Here is an 18,209-nt window from a genome sequence, read left to right on the forward strand (position 1 = left end):
ATCGTGACGCGAAAGTGGTGCCATGCCTTCCCCAACGGCGTCATACCCTGCTACTCTTGACCGCATGGGCATACAAAAGAAAACAGGCTTGATCCTGACCGGAGGCGGTGCCCGCGCCGCCTACCAGATCGGCGTGCTGCAGGCCATCTCGGAGATACTGTGGGAAGCGGGCTGGCCGCCGGCGCGCAATCCGTTCGACATCATCTGCGGCACCTCGGCCGGCGCCATCAACGCCACGGCGCTGGCCTGCCGCGCCGACAATTTCAGCGAGGGCGTGCAGAGCCTGCTCGACGTGTGGCAGCACATCAAGGTGGAGCAGGTGTACCGGGCCGACTCGCTGGGTGTGATCCGTTCCGGCGCGCGCTGGCTGTCGCTGCTGTCGTTCGGCTGGCTGCTGCGCAAGTGGCGCGCCACGCCGCCCCAGTCGCTGCTCGATAACACGCCGCTGGTGTCGCTGCTGCACCGCATGCTCGATCTGCCGCGGCTCGACACCGTGCTGTCCGAAGGACTGCTGCACGCGCTGGCCGTCACCGCCTCGTCCTACAGCGGCGGCGAGCACATCACGTTCTACCAGACGGCGGCCGAGATTGCGCCCTGGGTGCGCATGCAGCGGGTGGCGCTGCAGGACCAGATCGGCATCGAACACTTGCTGGCCTCGTCGGCCATTCCCTTCATCTTTCCCGCCACGCCGCTGTACCTGGGCGGCCACCGCGAATACTGCGGCGATGGCACCATGCGCCAGATCGCGCCGATCTCGCCGGCCATCCACCTGGGCGCCAGCAAGGTGCTGGTGGTGGGCGCCGGCCGCCTGACGGAGCCGCCGCGCAGCGCCGCCGATGGCTCGGCGCGCTACCCCAGCCTGGCGCAGATCGCCGGCCACGCCATGTCCTCCATCTTCCTTGACAGCCTGGCGGTGGACATCGAACGGCTGGAGCGGATCAACAAGACCTTGTCGCTGCTGCCCGAGGAGCACCTGGAGAAGACGCCCCTGAAGCCGGTCAAGTTGCTGGTGATCGCGCCGTCCGAACGGCTGGACGATATCGCCGGCCGCCACATCTCCAGTTTGCCGGTGCCGATCCGCACCATGCTGGGCGGGATCGGGGCGACGGAAACGCGCGGCGCGGCCCTCGCTTCCTACCTGTTGTTCGAATCGACGTATACTGGCGAGTTGATTCGCCTTGGCCAGCGCGACACGCAGCTGCGCAAGGACGACGTGCTGGCCTTTTTCGGCAGCTGAACCATGATGGAACCCGTGTGCCGTTGCTGATCCGACGCCTCTGTTGCCTGTTGCTGTTGCCGGTGGCCCTGCTGTGGGCCGCCGGCATGCACGCGGCCAGTGCCGGCGCGCCGCCGCGCACCTTGCGCTTCGAGCAGCTGACGGTGGAGCACGGGCTAGCGCAGGAATCCGTGCTGGCCATCGCCCAGGACAAGCAAGGCTTCATCTGGCTCGGCACCCAGGCCGGCCTGACCCGCTTCGACGGCTACCGCACCGTCACCTACAAGAGCGTGGTGTCGGATCCGCGCAGCCTGGGCGACAACTGGGTGCGCGTGCTGCATCTCGACAGCGCCGGCCAGCTGTGGGTGGGTACGGACGGCGGCCTGGACCGCTACGACCCGCGCAGCCGCGGCTTCGACCACTTCCTGTCGCACGAATCGGCCAAGCGCGGCAACGGCAACCGCCACGTGCGCGCCATCGTCGACGATGGCCTGGGCGGCCTGTGGCTGGCCACCGGCGACGGCCTGCACCACTTCGACCCGTCCAGCGCCCGCTTCACCAGCTGGCACCACGACGACGCCGACGCGGCCAGCCTGGCCGACGACCAGGTCAACGCGCTGGTGCGCGACTGGTCCGGCCGGCTGTGGGTGGGCACGGCCACGGGGCTGGACATGCTGGCGCCGGGCGCCACCCGTTTCCAGCACTTCCAGATGGACACGGCGCCCGACGCCAAGGCCAACTTCGTGGCGGCCCTGCAGCTGGACCAGGATGGCGCGCTGTGGGTGGGTACGCTGGCCGGGCTGGAACGGTGGAAGCTGAGCGAAGGGGTGCCCGAGCGTCACCGCCTGGGCGCGCGCGAAGGCCTCAAGGGCGGCAACATCACCGTCCTCTACCAGGACGGCGACCATAACCTGTGGATAGGCAGCGGCGCCGATGGCCTGTACCGCTGGCTGCCGCACGAGAACCGGCTGGCCCAGTACCGCCACCAGCTCGGCGACAGCCACAGCGTGGCCGACGACCAGATCTCGGCCCTGTTCCGCGACCGTGTGGGCACGTTCTGGGTCGGCACCTGGAACGATGGCGTGAGCCGGGTCGACATGGGCAGCGGCGGCTTCGCGCGGCTGGTGCGCCAGGCCGACCAGCCGCAAGCCCTGTCGGACAACAAGGTGCGCGCCATCGTGGCCGATGGCCACGGCCAGCTGTGGCTGGGCACCAGCGAAGGCCTCAACCTGTACGACCCGGCCACCGGCCACGCGCGCACCTGGCACCGCGCGCCCGGCGGCTTGAGCGACGACCTGGTGACGGCCCTGTGGCGCGACGCGGGCGGCAACCTGTGGATAGGCGGGCGGGCTGGCATCAACCGCATGGACGCGGCCAGCGGCGCCATCAAGGCGTGGTCGTTCTCGCACGGCGACCCGGCCGGCGACACCATCCGCAACATCGTGGGCGACCGCGGCGGGCTGCTGTGGATCGCCTCGCGTGGCGGCCTGCACCGCTTCGACCCGCGCACGGGCGCCAGCCACACCTACCGCCACGATCCGGCCGACAGCACCAGCCTGGCCGACAACGTGGTGCGTCCCATCCTCGAAGACCGGCGCGGCAACCTGTGGGTGGGCACCTTCAACGGCCTCGATCTGCTGGACCGCAAGAGCGGCCATTTCCGCCACTTCCGGCGCGATCCGGCCGACCCCAACAGCCTCAGTCACGACGAGGTGCATTACCTGTACGAGGACGAGCAGGGCACGATCTGGGTCGGCACGGCGGCGGGCCTGAACCGCATGGAGCAGGGCGCCGACGGCAGCGTGAAATTCCAGCGCTACCTGCGCCGCGACGGCATCGGCGACGACGCCATCGCCTCCATCCTGCCCGACGGCGCCGGCCACCTCTGGCTGAGCACCAACACGGGATTGTCGCGGCTGAACATGCGCACCGGCATGGTACGCAACTATTCGGGCGCCGACGGCACCATCGAGGGTGCCTATTTCGACGGCTCGGCCCTGCGCGCGGCCGACGGCACGCTGTACTTCGGTGGCTTCAACGGCATCACGGCGTTCGCCCCGGCCGAAGTGCGCGAGAACAGCGTGGCGCCCACCGTGGCCATCACCGACTTCCAGGTGTTTAACAAGTCGCTGCGGCCAGGGCAGGGCGCGCATGGCCACGTGCTGAGCGGCGCCATCGAGCACACCAGCGCCCTCACGCTGGATCCGGCCGATTCCGTGTTCTCGCTCGAATTCACGGCGCTGCACTACGCGGCCCCGCAGCGCAACCGCTTCGCCTACCAGTTGCAGGGCTTCGACAAGGACTGGGTGGTGACCGATTCGACCAAGCGCTTCGCCACCTACACCAACCTCGATCCGGGCCAGTACATCTTCCGCGTCAAGGCCGCCAACAAGGACGGCATCTGGAACGACAACGCGGCCTCGCTGGTCATCACCATCCGGCCGCCGTTCTGGAAGACGTGGTGGTTCCGCACCCTGGCCGCCGTGGCGCTGGCGACGGCCGGCTACGCGGCCTACCAGGCCCGCATGCGCGGCCTGCGGCGCCAGAAGACGCTGCTGGAACAGCAGGTGAGCTTGCGCACGGCCGAGGTGGAGCAGAAGAACCTGCTGCTGCGCCAGCAGACCCGGGAACTGGAGCAGCGCCGGCTGGAGGCGGAGGCCCAGCGCGCCGAGGCCGAGCAGCGCCGCATCGACACCGAGCGCCAGAAGCAGGAAGTGGAGCGCCAGAAGGAGAACGTGGAGCAGGCCCACCGCAACATCTCCGTGCTGAGTGAACTGGGACGCGAGATGAGCGCCACGCTGGACATGGAAACGACCATGCGCACCCTGTACCGCCACGTGCACCACCTGATGGACGCGCAGATGTTCGGCATCGGCTTCGTGCAGGAGGAGCGCGGCATCATCGAGTTCCCGTTCGCGATCGAAAGCGGGGTGCGCACGCTGCCCTACACGCGCCGGCTCGACAACCCCAACCAGCTGGCCGTGTGGTGCGTGACCCACCGCAGCGAAATATTCATCAACGATATCGACGCCGAATACCAGCGCTACATCGACGATTCCGGCTTGAACCTGAGCGTGCCCTGCATGCGCGAGGACGGCGTGCCGCCGGCCGTGGCGCGCTCGATGATCTACACCCCGCTGGTGGTCAACGACAAGGTGGTGGGCCTGCTGTGCGTGCAGAGCGAAGGCAGGCACGCCTACCAGCAAGTGCACCTGGACATGATGCAGACGCTGGCCGCCCACGCCGCCGTGGGGCTGGAGAACGCGCGCGCCTACCAGCAGCTGGAGGAAGCGTTGCAGGCGTTGCGCCTGACGCAGGAACAGCTGCTGCTGCAGGAGCGCCAGGTGCGGCTGCACACGGACGAGCTGGCGCTGGCCAACCGCGCGCTGCAGGAGAACGACGAGCGGCTGCGCCTGGCCAAGCAGAAGGCGGAAGACGCCACCCGCCAGAAGTCGGAATTTTTGGCCAACATGAGCCACGAGATGCGCACCCCGCTGGCCGGCGTGATCGGCATGCTGAGCTTCGCCCTGCGCGACAGCCAGCTGCAGGAAAGCACCCGCGAGCAGATTTTGCGCGGCCAGGTCAACGCCCAGTCGCTGCTGTCGATCATCAACGACTTGCTGGATTTTTCCAAGATCGAGGCGGGCAAGCTGACCATCGAGAACATCGACTTCGCGCTGGCGGCGGCCGTGGAGAACGTGGTCAGCCTGTTCGAGGAGCAGGCCGCCGCCCACAGCGTGGGCTTCAGCCTGGAGTTTGGCGACGGTTTGCCGCAATTCGTGGTGGGCGACCCGACCCGCCTGCGCCAGGTGCTGGTCAACCTGGTGGGCAACGCCTTCAAGTTCACCCAGCGCGGCGCCGTGCGCATGCGGGTGGAAAAGGTGGCGCCGGGCCAGTCGCAGGGCGGGGTGGACGCGGCGCCCGGCGTGAACCTGATCCGCTTCACGGTGGCCGATTCGGGCATCGGCATTCCGGCCGACGCCATGTCGCGCCTGTTCCAGAAGTTCGAGCAGGCCGATTCCACCACCACCCGGCGCTACGGCGGCACGGGGCTGGGGCTGGCCATCTGCCGCCAGCTGGTCGAGCTGATGGGCGGCGAGATCCGCGTGGCCAGCACGCCGGGCGTGGGCAGCACCTTCTCGTTCGAGCTGCCGATGGCCAATGGCGTGGCGCCGCCGCTGGTGCCGCACGTGCCGCGCGAGCCGCACAGCCACCAGCTCAAGGTGCTGTGCGCGGAGGACTTCCCCACCAACCAGATCATCATCCGCATGATGCTGGAAGACCTGGGCCACAAGGTCGACATCGCGGCCAATGGCCTGCTGGCCGTCAAGGCTTGCTCCATGACGCGCTACGACCTGATCCTGATGGACGGGCGCATGCCGGAAATGGACGGCGCCAGCGCCACCCGGCTGATTCGCTCCGGCGGCACGCCGGACGCGCCCGTGCGCGACCAGGAACTGATGATCATCGCGTTGACGGCCAACGCCAGCGAGGAGGACCGCAGCCGTTACCTGGCCTCCGGCATGGACGACTTCCTGACCAAGCCGATCGACGAGGCGGCCCTGCACTGGCAGTTGAGCCGCGCCATCGAACGCCAGTTGCAGCGCGGCGTGGCGCTGCCGCGCATGGAACCACGGCGGGCGCCGGCAGCCAGCACGGCGGACCTGGACGCCATGTTCGGGGTGGCGCCGGCCGGGCCGGAATCGGCCCGCGCCGCCCAGCATAGCGGCAAGGGCGACTTGCGCGCGCGCCTGCGCGGCGCCTTCCTGCAGGACGTGCCGGGCCGGCTGGCCGAGCTGGACCGGGCCATGGCCAGCCGCGACGGCGAGGCGGCCGGGCGCCTGCTGCACGGTATCAAGGGCAGCGCCGGCTACCTGGAGGAGCAGGAACTGCAAGCCCTGTGCGGCGAGCTGGAACTGGCGGCCGACCATGGCTACTGGGCGCAGATCGAGGCCGGCTTGCCGCGCCTGCGCCAACTGCTCGAACAGACGGCGGCCGCTGCTGCCGCACTGTGATTTTTTCGCCGCCGCGCCCTGTTTAGAACCACCTGTGATCGGGTAAGATGATGGCGGTGCCGATCGCGCACAGGCACTGGAGAGCAACATGAAAGTATTGGTGGTGGATGACGATGTCGTATCGCGCATGGTGCTGATGCACCTGATCGACAGCTGCGGCCCATTCGAGATCGTGGAAGCCGAAGACGGGGCCGACGCGTGGCAGCAGCTGGAGGCGGGACTGCGGCCAGCCATCTGTTTTTGCGACCTGCGCATGCCGCGCCTGTCGGGCATGGAGCTGCTGCAGCGGGTCAAGCGCCACCCGGAACTGCAAGCCATGCCGTTCGTGCTGGTCACCTCGGCCACCGATGGCGACACGGTGCAACTGGCCAGCGAGGGCGGCGCGGCCGGCTACGTGGTCAAGCCGTTCCAGGCCGAGCAGGTGCGGGTGCACCTGGCGCGCTTCCTGGCGCCGCCAGCGCCGCCGATCCCGGACGAAGTGGACCACCTGGCCGAGACGCCGGCCGCCACCCAGCTGCGGCTGGGCATCAACGCCGAACGCCTGCTGGTCTACCTGGGCGGTTTCCAGAGCCAGCTGGCCACCGCCGGCGAGGAATTGCACCAGCTGCTGGCCCGCGGCGCGCAGCACGAGGCGCGGCTGCGCCTGGAGCGGCTGCATACGGGCTGCGTCACGCTCGGCCTGCACGGCGCGGCCGCCGGCCTGCAGGCGCTGGTGGCGGGGCAGTTGTCCGTGACGGCCGTGCAGGCCGTGTTATCGGACGTGGTGCGCGCCGTCGAGCACCAATCCAGCCTGGCCCGCCTGGCCTTGCGCTGAACTTGCGCTCAATTTGCGCTGATCGGCCCCGCATGGCACGGCACGGCGATCTGCCCGCCGCGTTTCGCTTTCGCGCTTGAAGTCGAGATAGTTTAGGTTTAAAGTATCCGTCACAGGCTGTGAGGATACGACCACCAACTTCAGGGCGACCATGACCAGACCGACTGCCAGCAGCGCCGGCGCAAGCCATGCCAGCATGGGCGCCAGCGCCCACACCGATCCCTATACGCGCGACCACCTGCCACCGCCGGAGCAGTGGCCGGTGCTGCGCTTCGACCTGCCGGAGCTGCATTATCCGGCCCGGCTCAATTGCGTGGCCGAGCTGCTGGACCGCGCCGTGGCCAATGGCGCCGGCGAGCGCATCGCCATCCGTGGCGCCGGCGAACAATGGACTTATGCCCGCCTGCTGGAACAGGTGGACCGCATCGCCCACGTGCTGCGCGGCCAGTTGGGGCTGGAGACGGGCAACCGCGTGCTGCTGCGCGGCGCCAACACGCCGATGATGGCGGCCGCCATCCTGGCCGTGTTCAAGGCCGGCCTGGTGGCCGTGCCCACCATGCCGCTGCTGCGGGCGCGCGAGCTGGGCGTGATCCTGGCCAAGGCCCGCGTCAACGCCGTGCTGTGCGCGGCCAGCCTGCGCGAGGAAATGGAAGCGGCGCTCGGCGTGCCGCAGCGCGTGCTGTATTTTGGCGACGCGGCGGCCGTGACGGGACTGGAGGCGCGCATGGCGCGCCAGCCGGCCAGCTACGCCCCGGTGGACACGGCGGCCGACGACGTGTGCCTGATCAGCTTCACCTCCGGCACCACGGGCGTGCCGAAGGGGACCATGCACTTCCAGCGCGACATCCTGGCCATCTGCGACTGCTTCCCCCGCTCCGTGCTCGGTTCGCGTCCGGACGATGTGTTCATCGGCACGCCGCCGCTGGCCTTCACGTTCGGCCTGGGCGGGTTGCTGCTGTTCCCGCTGCGGGTCGGCGCCAGCGCCGTGCTGCTGGAAAAGCTGACGCCGGAAACGCTGCTGGCGGCCATCGAACGCCACCGCGCCACCATCAGCTTCACGGCGCCCACCTTCTACCGCCAGATGGCGCCGCTGGCCGACCGCTACGACATCGCCAGCCTGCGCCAGAGCGTGTCGGCCGGCGAGGCGCTGCCGCTGGCCACGCGCGACGCCTGGCGCCTGGCGTCGGGCCTGGAAATGATCGACGGCATAGGCGCGACGGAACTGCTGCACATCTTCATTTCCGCCGCCGGCGACCAGGTGCGCCCCGGCGCCACCGGCAAGCCCGTGCCGGGCTACCGGGCCTGCATCCTGGGGCCGGATGGCGCGCCGGTGGGGCCGGGCGTGATCGGCCGGCTGGCCGTGCAAGGCCCCACCGGCTGCCGCTACCTGGACGACGCGCGCCAGCGCGAGTACGTGCTGAACGGCTGGAACCTGACGGGCGACGCCTACGAGATGGACCAGGACGGCTATTTTCACTACCGCTCGCGCACGGACGACATGATCATCTCGGCCGGCTACAATATCGCCGGGCCGGAAGTGGAGGAAGCCTTGCTGCGGCACCCGGCCGTGGCCGAATGCGGCGTGGTGGGCCGGGCCGATGCCGAGCGCGGGCAGATCGTGGAAGCCCACGTGGTGCTCAAGCCGGCGTTCGCGCCCGGCGATGCGCTGGCGGCCGAGCTGCAGGAATTCGTCAAGCGGCAGATCGCGCCGTACAAGTATCCGCGCGCCGTGCGCTTCCGGGCTTCGCTGCCGCGCACGGAGACGGGCAAGCTGCAGCGCTTCAAGCTGCGCGAGCAGGGACAACACGGCGTGGGAAAATCGGCGCCATGAACATCGTATGCATAGGGGGCGGCCCGGCCGGGCTGTATTTCGGCCTGCTCATGAAAAAGCAGGATCCGGCGCACGTCATCACCGTCATCGAGCGTAACCGGCCGTACGATACGTTCGGCTGGGGCGTCGTGTTTTCCGATCAGACGCTGGGCAACCTGGCGACGGCCGACGAACCGACCGCGCGCGCCATCCTGCAATCGTTCAACCACTGGGACGACATCGATATCCACTTCAAGGGCCAGAAGGTCAGCTCCGGCGGCCATGGCTTCTGCGGCATCGGCCGCAAGCGCCTGCTCAACATCCTGCAGCAGCGTTGCGAGGAGCTGGGCGTGCGGCTGGTGTTCGAGACGGAGGTCACCGATGACCAGGAGATCGCCGCCCGCTACGGCGCCGACCTGGTGATCGCGTCCGACGGCCTCAATTCCCGTATCCGCGCGCGTTACGCCGCCACCTACGCGCCGCAGATCGAAACGCGCCAGTGCCGCTTCGTGTGGCTGGGTACGAAGAAGAAGTTCGACGCCTTCACCTTCGCTTTCAAGCCGACCCCATACGGCTGGTTCCAGGCCCACATCTACCAGTACGACGGCGACACCTCGACCTTCATCGTGGAGACGCCGGAAACCGTGTGGCGGGCGGCCGGGCTGGAGGAGATGAGCCAGGAGCAGAGCATCGCATGGTGCGAGCAATTGTTCGCCGAGCAGCTCGACGGCCACGCGCTGATGTCGAACGCGGCCCACCTGCGCGGCTCCAGCGTGTGGATCAAGTTCCCCCGCATCGTGTGTGCGCAGTGGGTGCACTGGAACCGCACGCCCAATGGTGCGGTGCCCGTGGTGCTGATGGGCGACGCGGCCCACTCGGCCCACTATTCGATCGGCTCCGGCACCAAGCTGGCGCTGGAGGATGCGATCGAACTGGCGCGCTGCTTCGGTGAGCACGACGACACGGCCGCCGCGCTGGCCGCCTACCAGCAGGTGCGCGCGGTGGAAGTGCTGAAGATCCAGAGCGCGGCGCGCAACTCGATGGAATGGTTCGAGAACGTGGAACGCTACAGCGCCATGGAGGCGCAGCAGTTCGCCTATTCCATGCTGACCCGCAGCCAGCGATTGTCGCACGAGAATTTGCGCCTGCGCGACGCGGCCTACGTGGCCAGCTTTGAAGCGTGGTTCGCGCGGCGCGCGTACGCGCAGGCGCAGCTGCCGGCGCCGGAGAGCCTGGCCATCCCGCCCATGTTCACGCCGTTCAAGGTGCGCGGGCTCACGCTCAAGAACCGCATTGTCGTCTCGCCGATGGCGCAGTACAGCGCCGTGGACGGCACCGTGGGCGACTACCACCTGGCCCACCTGGGCGCGCGCGCGCTGGGCGGGGCCGCGCTGGTGTGCGCGGAGATGACGTGCGTGTCGGCCGACGCCCGCATCACGCCTTACTGCCCCGGCATGTACGCGCCCGAACACACGGCGGCGTGGAAGCGCATCGTCGATTTCGTCCACGCCAGCAGCGACGCGAAGATCGCGCTGCAACTGGGCCACGCCGGCGCCAAGGGCTCCACCCGCGCCATGTGGGACGGCATCGACCTGCCGCTGGAGCGGGACAACTGGCCGCTGGTGTCGGCCTCGCCGCAGCAATACCTGGCCGGCGTGTCGCAGACGGCGCGCGCCGTCACGGTGGACGATATGGCGCGTATCGAGGCGGACTTCGTGCGCGCCGCGCTGGCGGCCGAGGAAGCCGGTTTCGACTGGCTGGAACTGCATTGCGCGCACGGCTACCTGCTGTCGTCGTTCATTTCGCCGCTCACCAACGAGCGCGGTGACGAGTACGGCGGCAGCCTGGAAAACCGCTGCCGCTTCCCGCTGCGCGTGTTCGCGGCGGTGCGGGCCGTGTGGCCACGGCACAAGCCGATGAGCGTGCGCATCTCGGCCCACGACTGGGTGGAGGGCGGCATCACGCCGGACGACGCGGTGCGCATCGCGCGCCTGTTCAAGCAGGCCGGGGCCGACCTGATCGACTGCTCGTCGGGCCAGGTCAGCAAGCTGGAACGGCCCCGGTACGGGCGCATGTTCCAGACCCCGTTCGCGGACCGGGTGCGCAACGAGGCCGGCATTGGCGCCATCGCCGTCGGTTCCATCTTCGAGGCCGACCACGCCAACGGCATCATCGCGGCCGGGCGCGCCGACCTGTGCGCCGTGGGCCGGCCGCACCTGGCCAACCCCGCCTGGACGCTGGCCGAAGCGGCCCGCATCGGCTACGCTGGCGCGGCCTGGCCCAGACAGTACCTGGCCGGCAAGCAGCAGCTGGAACGCAACCTGGAGCGCGAGCGCCAGCTGGCCGCCGCCAGCGCCGGCCTCACACCACAACAACTGGCCGCGCGCCTGCTGGAGGGCTGACACATGAGGACTGAACCTTGAAGGCTGAACCATGAATCCCGTCGCCGCATCGCTGGAAGGACGGCACGCGCTGGTCACGGGCGGCGCGCGCGGCATCGGCGCGGCCTGCGCGCGGGCGCTGCTGCTGCGCGGCGCCAGCGTCACGCTGGCCGGACGCGACGGCGCCGCGCTGGCCGAGATGGCCGCGCAACTGGATACGCTGGGCCGGGTGGAAACGGAGATCATCGACGTCACGCACGAGGCCAGCGTGCTGGCCGGCTGCGCGCGCGCGGCGCGCCGCGCGGGACGCATCGACATCCTCGTCAACAACGCCGGCCAGGCCGCCTCCGCGCCATTTTCCAAGACCGACGCGGCGCTGTGGCAGCGCATGCTGGACGTGAACCTGACGGGCACCTTCCACTGCACCCAGGCGGCGCTGCCGGCCATGCTGGAGGCGGGCTGGGGCCGCGTCGTCAACGTGGCCTCGACGGCGGGGCTGGTGGGCTACCGCTACGTGGCCGCCTACGTGGCGGCCAAGCACGGCGTGGTGGGCCTGACGCGTGCGCTGGCGCTGGAAGTGGCCGCGCGCGGCGTGACCGTCAACGCCGTCTGCCCCGGCTACACGGAGACGGACATGGTGCGCGAGGCCATCGCCAACATCGTGGCCAAAACGGGCCGCGACGAGCAGCAGGCGCGCGCCGGGCTGGCGGCCGGCAATCCCCAGCAACGGCTGGTGCAGCCGGAGCAGGTGGCCAACGCCGTGGCCTGGCTGTGCCTGCCTGAATCGGCCGCCATGACGGGCCAGGCCATCGCCGTCGCCGGCGGCGAAGTGATGTAAAGCCTCATGCAACGGAACTGATTGGAACGAATGACGATGTCACGCTCAGAGAACCACGCCCATCCTGCCGCGCCGCCAGATGGCGAAGAACCCGTGCTGGATGTGGCCAGCCGCCTCACGGACGACCATCACCAGTCGCTCAAGCTGTGGCTGCGCATGCTCTCGTGCACCATGCGCATCGAGAACGAGATCCGCAGCCGGCTGCGCACCACGTTCGGCATCACCTTGCCGCGCTTTGACCTGATGGCGCAGCTGGAACGGTATCCGCAGGGCTTGCGCATGGGCGAGCTGTCCAGGCGCATGATGGTCACGGGCGGTAATATCACCGGCATTACCGACCAGCTGGAGCAGGAAAAGCTGGTGCTGCGCGTGCCCGACCCCAAGGACGGCCGCGCCTACAGCGTCAAGCTGACGCCCGCCGGCCGCCGCGCTTTCGCCTCCATGGCGGCCGTGCACGAACAATGGATCGCCGAACTGCTGCAGGACATGTCCAGCGCCGACAAGGGCCAGCTGATCGACCTGCTGTCGCAGATGAAGCGCCACCTGAACGCCTCCGACGAAAAATAAGGACACCCCATGCGATACCTCCCCGGCGAAGCGCAGCGCCTGCCCGGCAACGCCACCGCGCTGGCCGATTACCAGGCCAGCCATTTCCTGTTCCACGTGGCCCGTGGCGTGGCCACCGTCACGCTCAACCGCCCGGAGCGCAAAAACCCGCTCACCTTCGAATCCTACGCCGAGCTGCGCGACCTGTTCCGCGCGCTGGCCTGCGCGCAGGATGTGAAGGCCATCGTCGTCACCGGCGCCGGCGAGAACTTCTGCTCCGGCGGCGACGTGCACGACATCATCGGCCCGCTGACCAGACTGGACATGCCCGGCCTGCTGGCGTTCACGCGCATGACGGGCGACCTGGTGAAAGCCATGCGCGCCTGCCCGCAGCCGGTGGTGGCGGCCGTGGACGGCATCTGCGCCGGCGCCGGCGCCATCCTGGCGCTGGCCTCGGACCTGCGCCTGGCCACGGCGCGCAGCAAGACGGCCTTCCTGTTCACGCGCGTGGGCCTGGCCGGCTGCGACATGGGCGCGTGCGCGCTGCTGCCGCGCGTGATTGGCCAGGGCCGCGCGGCCGAACTGCTGTACACGGGCCGTTCCATGTCCGGCGCGGAAGGGGAGCGCTGGGGCTTCTTCAACAGCCTGCACGAGCCGCACGCGCTGGCCGGCGCCGCGCAGGCGCTGGCCCAAAGCCTGGCCGACGGCCCCACCTTCGCCCACGGCATGACCAAGAAGATGCTGCAGCAGGAATGGAACATGGGCGTGGACGAGGCGATCGAGGCGGAAGCCCAGGCCCAGGCCATCTGCATGGCCACCAACGATTTCCACCGCGCCTACCACGCGTTCGTGGCCAAACAAAAGCCGGCGTTCGAGGGGGACTGAGCATGGCCGACAAGAGCTACCTGGACTGGCCCTTCCTGGCGCCCCGGCACGCTGAACTGGAGCGGGCGCTGGACGCCTGGGCCGGCGCCAACATCGTCGAGGGCCAGCACGGCGACGTGGACGCGGCCTGCCGCCAGCTGGTGGCACAACTGGGCGCGGCCGGCTGGCTGCGCCACGCCGTGGGCGGCGAGCAGTGGGGCGGCCAGGACGACGCCATCGACACGCGCGCCCTGTGCCTGATCCGCGAAACGCTGGCGCGCCATTCCGGCCTGGCCGATTTCGCGTTCGCCATGCAGGGCCTCGGTTCGGGCGCCATCTCCCTGTTCGGCAGCGCCGCCCAGCGCGCCGCGTATCTGCCGCGCGTGGCCAGCGGCGCGGCCATCGCCGCCTTCGCGCTGTCCGAGCCGCAGGCCGGTTCGGACGTGGCGGCCCTGGCGTGCGCGGCCGTGCGCGAGGGCGACCATTACGTGCTCGATGGCGAGAAGACGTGGATTTCCAATGGCGGCATCGCCGATTTCTACGTGGTGTTCGCGCGCACGGGCGAGCAGCCGGGCGCGCGCGGCATCAGCGCCTTCATCGTGGACGCGGGCCTGCCAGGATTCGAGATCGCCGAGCGCATCAACGTGATCGCGCCCCATCCGCTGGCGCGGCTGCGGTTCACCGGCTGCCGGGTGCCGGCCAGCGCGCGCATCGGCGAAGCGGGGCAGGGCTTCAAGGTGGCCATGGCCACGCTGGACGTGTTCCGCACTTCGGTGGCGGCGGCCGCGCTGGGCTTCGCGCGCCGTGCGCTGGACGAGGCGCTGGCGCGTGCCACGGGACGCCAGCTGTTCGGCCAGGCGCTGGCCGACTTCCAGCTCACCCAGGCCCGGCTGGCCCAGATGGCGACCGGCATCGATGCGGCCGCGCTGCTGACCTACCGGGCTGCGTGGCAGCGCGACCAGGGCCGCAACGTGACCAAGGAGGCGGCCATGGCCAAGCTGACGGCCACCGAGACGGCGCAGCAGGTGATCGACGGCGCCGTGCAACTGTTCGGCGGCCTGGGCGTGGTCAGCGAGCAGCCCGTCGAACGGCTGTACCGGGAAATCCGCGCGCTGCGCATCTACGAGGGCGCGACGGAGGTGCAGCAACTGATCATCGCGCGCGAGCTGCTGCGGGCCGCGCACTAACAGGGAATTCACAGGGAAATCAAGCGAGAAGATGAGTGAACAGATGAAAATCCTGCAGCCGCCGGGTTGGCTGCGTCCGCGCGGCTATGCCAACGGGGTGGCCGCGCGCGGCACCGCCGTCTACGTGAGCGGCATGATAGGGTGGGACAGCCAGGGCGTGTTCCACACGGACGATTTCGCCGCTCAGACCCGGCAGGCGCTGCACAACATCGTGGCCGTGCTGGCCGAGGCGGGCGCGCGCCCCGAGCACATCGTGCGCATGACGTGGTACGTGCTCGACAAGCGCGAGTACGTGGCGGCCTGGCCCGCCATCGGCGTGGCCTACCGCGAGATCATGGGGGCGCATTATCCGGCCATGACGGCCGTGCAGGTGGCGGGACTGGTCGAGGACCGGGCCAGGGTGGAGATCGAGGTGACGGCAATTGTGCCCTCAGTGGAATGATCGTGTTCATTTGGTAATATAAAAAAGTAATTCAATCCCATCAATGTGCTATATTTGACAAAGAAATGGCTATGTTGGTAACTTGCATTGAGGGAATCATGGGATCCAAATTGAAATGGAGTATGGCCGCCTGGTCGGCGTTGGCACTGTCCGCCACGATGGTGCCAGCCGGCGCAGCTTCCTTGCTGAACGCCGCGGAACAGCAACAGCTGGCGACCTGGTTGGGCGAAGGCCCGGTGGCATTTACCAATATTTATACCAAGGCCAACGGCGATACCTCGGCCGCATTCCATCACGCTGCCGATGGCAAGGGGCGTACGATCGCCGTGATGCAGGCCACCAATGAAAAAGGCCAAACGTGGCTCATTGGCGGTTACAACCCGCAAAGTTGGGCATCGAGCGGCGGTTACCACATCACGACTGAGCAGGCGCAACGCACCGGTTTTCTGTTCAACCTGACCACCAGCGAGATCCATCGCCAGACTCCCAAGACCTATGCGCTGGATACCGTTGGCTCCTACCAGACACTGAACGCCGCCAATGTCGGTCCGACCTTCGGTCTTGGCAATGACCTGTATGTGCCGGCTGACTTGACCCATGGCGGCTATTCGCTGCTGTATTCGTACGCCGACCCCAATCGTTATAATTTCAACACCAGTGTGCTGGACGGCTCGACTTTCGTGCGTCCCAACATCACGTTCGGCGCGATGGAGATTTATACCATTTCCGCCGTTCCGGAACCCGCATCCGGCGCCTTGTGGCTGGGGGGGCTGGGTCTGCTGGCGCTGCTTGCGCGCCGCACACGATCCGTCTGACCAATGGCGTGGCCGTGCGGCGGGCACGGCCATGACCGCGTAAAGTTCTCGACTGACCCTGTTGCGGTTTTTTGTTAGCCTGTACAATGGCGCTGCGTTCAGTGTGTCGCCATAGTTCAACGGATAGAACAGGTTCCTCCTAAGAATCAGATACAGGTTCGATTCCTGTTGGCGATACCAGTCCCTTGCGGTACGGTGCCGTGCGACCCGCTGTGGCGCCATCATTCCTCATCGCATTTGCATACGGGAATTGGCGCAGCCAGCGGCGCAGCCGGTACAATGCGTGCTTCATTCATCCTTTATCTGGCCAACCGCGCCGTTTCGGCGCCTGCCTGGCCACCTTCTCACTCACTATGGCAGTCATCTCCTTATCCTCGGCGCAACTGGCGTTCGGTCACGTCGCGCTACTCGATCACGCGGAATTTTCCCTCGAAACGGGCGAGCGCGTGGGCCTGATCGGCCGCAACGGCACCGGCAAATCGTCGCTGTTGAAGATCATCTCGGGCCGCTTCAAGCTCGACGATGGCTTGCTGGTGATGCAGCAGGGCCTGAAGGTGGCCTACGTGGAGCAGGAACCCGTGTTCGATCCGGAGATGACGGTGTCCGAGGCCGTGGCGGCCGGCATGGGCGACTCGCCAGCCTTGCTCAAGGAGTATGACGCGCTGACCGGCCAGTTCGGCCAGGGCGACGACGAGGCGCTGATGGAGCGCATGCACGAGATCCAGGTCAAACTCGACGCGGCCGACGCCTGGAGCCTGCCCACCAAGGTGGCCACCACGCTGGGCAAGCTCAACCTGCCGGGCGAGATGCTGATGAAGACGCTCTCGGGCGGCATGCAAAAGCGCGTGGCGCTGGCGCGCGCGCTGGTGTCGGCGCCGGACGTGCTGCTGCTCGACGAACCGACCAACCACCTGGACTTCACGTCCATCCTGTGGCTGGAGGGCTTGCTGCGCGACTTCAAGGGCAGCGTGCTGTTCATCACCCACGACCGCTCCTTCCTCGACAACGTGGCCACCCGCATCATCGAGCTCGACCGGGGGCGCCTGCTGTCCTATCCGGGCAACTTCAGCGCCTACCAGGTGCGCAAGGCCGAGCAGCTGGAGATCGAGGAAGTGGAAAACGCCAAGTTCGACAAGTTCCTGGCCCAGGAGGAAGTGTGGATACGCAAGGGCGTCAAGGCGCGCCGCGTGCGCGACGAGGGCCGGGTGCGCCGGCTCGAGGCGCTGCGATTGCAGCGCGCCGCGCGCCGCGAGCAGCAGGGCCAGGTGAAACTGGACGTGTCGGCCGGCGAACGCTCGGGCAAGATCGTGGCCGAGCTGGAGAACATTGCCAAGACCTATGGCGAGAAGGTGATCATCAAGGACTTCAGCGCCACCATCCTGCGCGGTGACAAGGTGGGCCTGATCGGGCCCAACGGCGCCGGCAAGACCACGCTGCTCAAGATCATCCTGGGCGAGGAGGCGGCCGATGCCGGCACGGTGCGCCTGGGCACCAAGTTGCAGGTGGCGTATTTCGACCAGATGCGGGCCCAGCTCAACGAGGAAGCCAGCCTGATGGACACCATCGCACCGGGCAGCGACTGGGTCGAGATCAACGGCCAGCGCAAGCACGTGATGAGCTACCTGGGCGACTTCCTGTTCGCGCCCGAGCGGGCCCGTTCGCCCGTCAAGTCGCTCTCCGGTGGCGAGCGTAACCGCCTGTTGCTGGCGCGCCTGTTCGCCAAGCCGGCCAACTGCCTGGTGCTGGACGAGCCGACCAACGACCTGGACATCGACACCCTGGAATTGCTCGAGGAATTGCTGGAAGATTACACGGGCACCGTGTTCCTTGTCAGCCACGACCGTACCTTCCTCGACAACGTCGTGACCCAGGTCATCGTGGCCGAAGGGGAGGGCCGCTGGCGCGAATTCGTGGGCGGCTACACGGACTGGGAACGGGTGCGTACGCCGGCCCCGGCGCCAGCGTCTGCGCCCGCCAGGAGCGCGCCCAAGGCCGACAGCAAGCCCGCGCCGGCCGCCGCGCCGGCCGCCAAGCCGCGCAAGCTCAGCTTCAAGGAACAGCGCGAACTGGACGAATTGCCCCAGCTGATCGCCAGCCTGGAGGACGAGCAGACGGCGCTGGCGCTGCAATTGTCGGACCCTGATTTCTACAAGAAGAATGCGGCCGAAGCCAAGCGCGTGCACGCGCGCATGGAGCAGATCGAGGCGCAGCTGCTGGCCGCGCTCGAGCGCTGGGAAGCGATCGAAGCGGTCACGCGGAATTGAACGGCGCCAGTCTGGCC

General features: G+C 68.3%; 12 protein-coding genes and 1 tRNA gene. All 13 read left to right on the plus strand.

The window, feature by feature from the left end; genetic code table 11:
• Nucleotides 1–64: 64 nt before the first annotated feature.
• Nucleotides 65–1,237: a patatin-like phospholipase family protein gene (locus tag H3H36_RS19580; RefSeq protein ID WP_182219774.1), complete on the plus strand. Its 1,173-nt coding sequence runs from the start codon at nt 65–67 to the stop codon at nt 1,235–1,237.
• A gap of 17 nt (nt 1,238–1,254) precedes the next feature.
• On the plus strand, nt 1,255–6,231 hold the full coding sequence (locus H3H36_RS19585; protein ID WP_311196662.1) for a two-component regulator propeller domain-containing protein: 4,977 nt from the start codon (nt 1,255–1,257) through the stop codon (nt 6,229–6,231).
• 88 nt (nt 6,232–6,319) lie between these two features.
• Nucleotides 6,320–7,045 carry a response regulator gene (locus tag H3H36_RS19590; RefSeq protein WP_182219775.1) on the plus strand — a complete coding sequence of 242 codons (726 nt, stop codon included), beginning with the start codon at nt 6,320–6,322 and terminating at the stop codon, nt 7,043–7,045.
• Between the two features lie 151 nt (nt 7,046–7,196).
• Complete coding sequence (locus H3H36_RS19595; protein WP_182219776.1) at nt 7,197–8,876, plus strand: AMP-binding protein; 1,680 nt, start codon at nt 7,197–7,199, stop codon at nt 8,874–8,876.
• Nucleotides 8,873–11,257 (plus strand): bifunctional salicylyl-CoA 5-hydroxylase/oxidoreductase, encoded by a 2,385-nt coding sequence (locus H3H36_RS19600; protein WP_182219777.1) that lies wholly within the window; start codon nt 8,873–8,875, stop codon nt 11,255–11,257. The genes H3H36_RS19595 and H3H36_RS19600 overlap by 4 nt, the downstream gene beginning before the upstream one ends.
• A 31-nt stretch (nt 11,258–11,288) precedes the next feature.
• Nucleotides 11,289–12,074, plus strand: a complete 786-nt coding sequence (locus tag H3H36_RS19605; RefSeq protein WP_182219778.1) for an SDR family NAD(P)-dependent oxidoreductase — start codon at nt 11,289–11,291, stop codon at nt 12,072–12,074.
• 36 nt (nt 12,075–12,110) lie between these two features.
• The gene (locus tag H3H36_RS19610) at nt 12,111–12,641 is read left to right on the plus strand and encodes a MarR family winged helix-turn-helix transcriptional regulator (protein WP_220459800.1); all 531 of its coding nucleotides are present in this window, start codon (nt 12,111–12,113) and stop codon (nt 12,639–12,641) included.
• A gap of 9 nt (nt 12,642–12,650) precedes the next feature.
• Nucleotides 12,651–13,505 carry an enoyl-CoA hydratase family protein gene (locus H3H36_RS19615; RefSeq protein ID WP_182219780.1) on the plus strand — a complete coding sequence of 285 codons (855 nt, stop codon included), beginning with the start codon at nt 12,651–12,653 and terminating at the stop codon, nt 13,503–13,505.
• A gap of 2 nt (nt 13,506–13,507) precedes the next feature.
• Nucleotides 13,508–14,671, plus strand: coding sequence for an acyl-CoA dehydrogenase family protein (locus tag H3H36_RS19620; protein ID WP_182219781.1), 1,164 nt, complete (start codon nt 13,508–13,510; stop codon nt 14,669–14,671).
• A gap of 43 nt (nt 14,672–14,714) precedes the next feature.
• Nucleotides 14,715–15,113: a RidA family protein gene (locus H3H36_RS19625; protein WP_182219782.1), complete on the plus strand. Its 399-nt coding sequence runs from the start codon at nt 14,715–14,717 to the stop codon at nt 15,111–15,113.
• A 98-nt stretch (nt 15,114–15,211) separates the two neighbouring features.
• Nucleotides 15,212–15,928, plus strand: a complete 717-nt coding sequence (locus tag H3H36_RS19630; RefSeq protein ID WP_229219999.1) for a PEP_CTERM-anchored TLD domain-containing protein — start codon at nt 15,212–15,214, stop codon at nt 15,926–15,928.
• A gap of 105 nt (nt 15,929–16,033) precedes the next feature.
• Nucleotides 16,034–16,108, plus strand: a tRNA-Arg gene (locus H3H36_RS19635).
• A 173-nt stretch (nt 16,109–16,281) separates the two neighbouring features.
• Nucleotides 16,282–18,192 carry an ATP-binding cassette domain-containing protein gene (locus tag H3H36_RS19640; protein ID WP_182219783.1) on the plus strand — a complete coding sequence of 637 codons (1,911 nt, stop codon included), beginning with the start codon at nt 16,282–16,284 and terminating at the stop codon, nt 18,190–18,192.
• Nucleotides 18,193–18,209 lie beyond the last annotated feature (17 nt).

The organism is Rugamonas fusca, assembly GCF_014042365.1.
GTDB lineage: Bacteria > Pseudomonadota > Gammaproteobacteria > Burkholderiales > Burkholderiaceae_D > Rugamonas > Rugamonas fusca.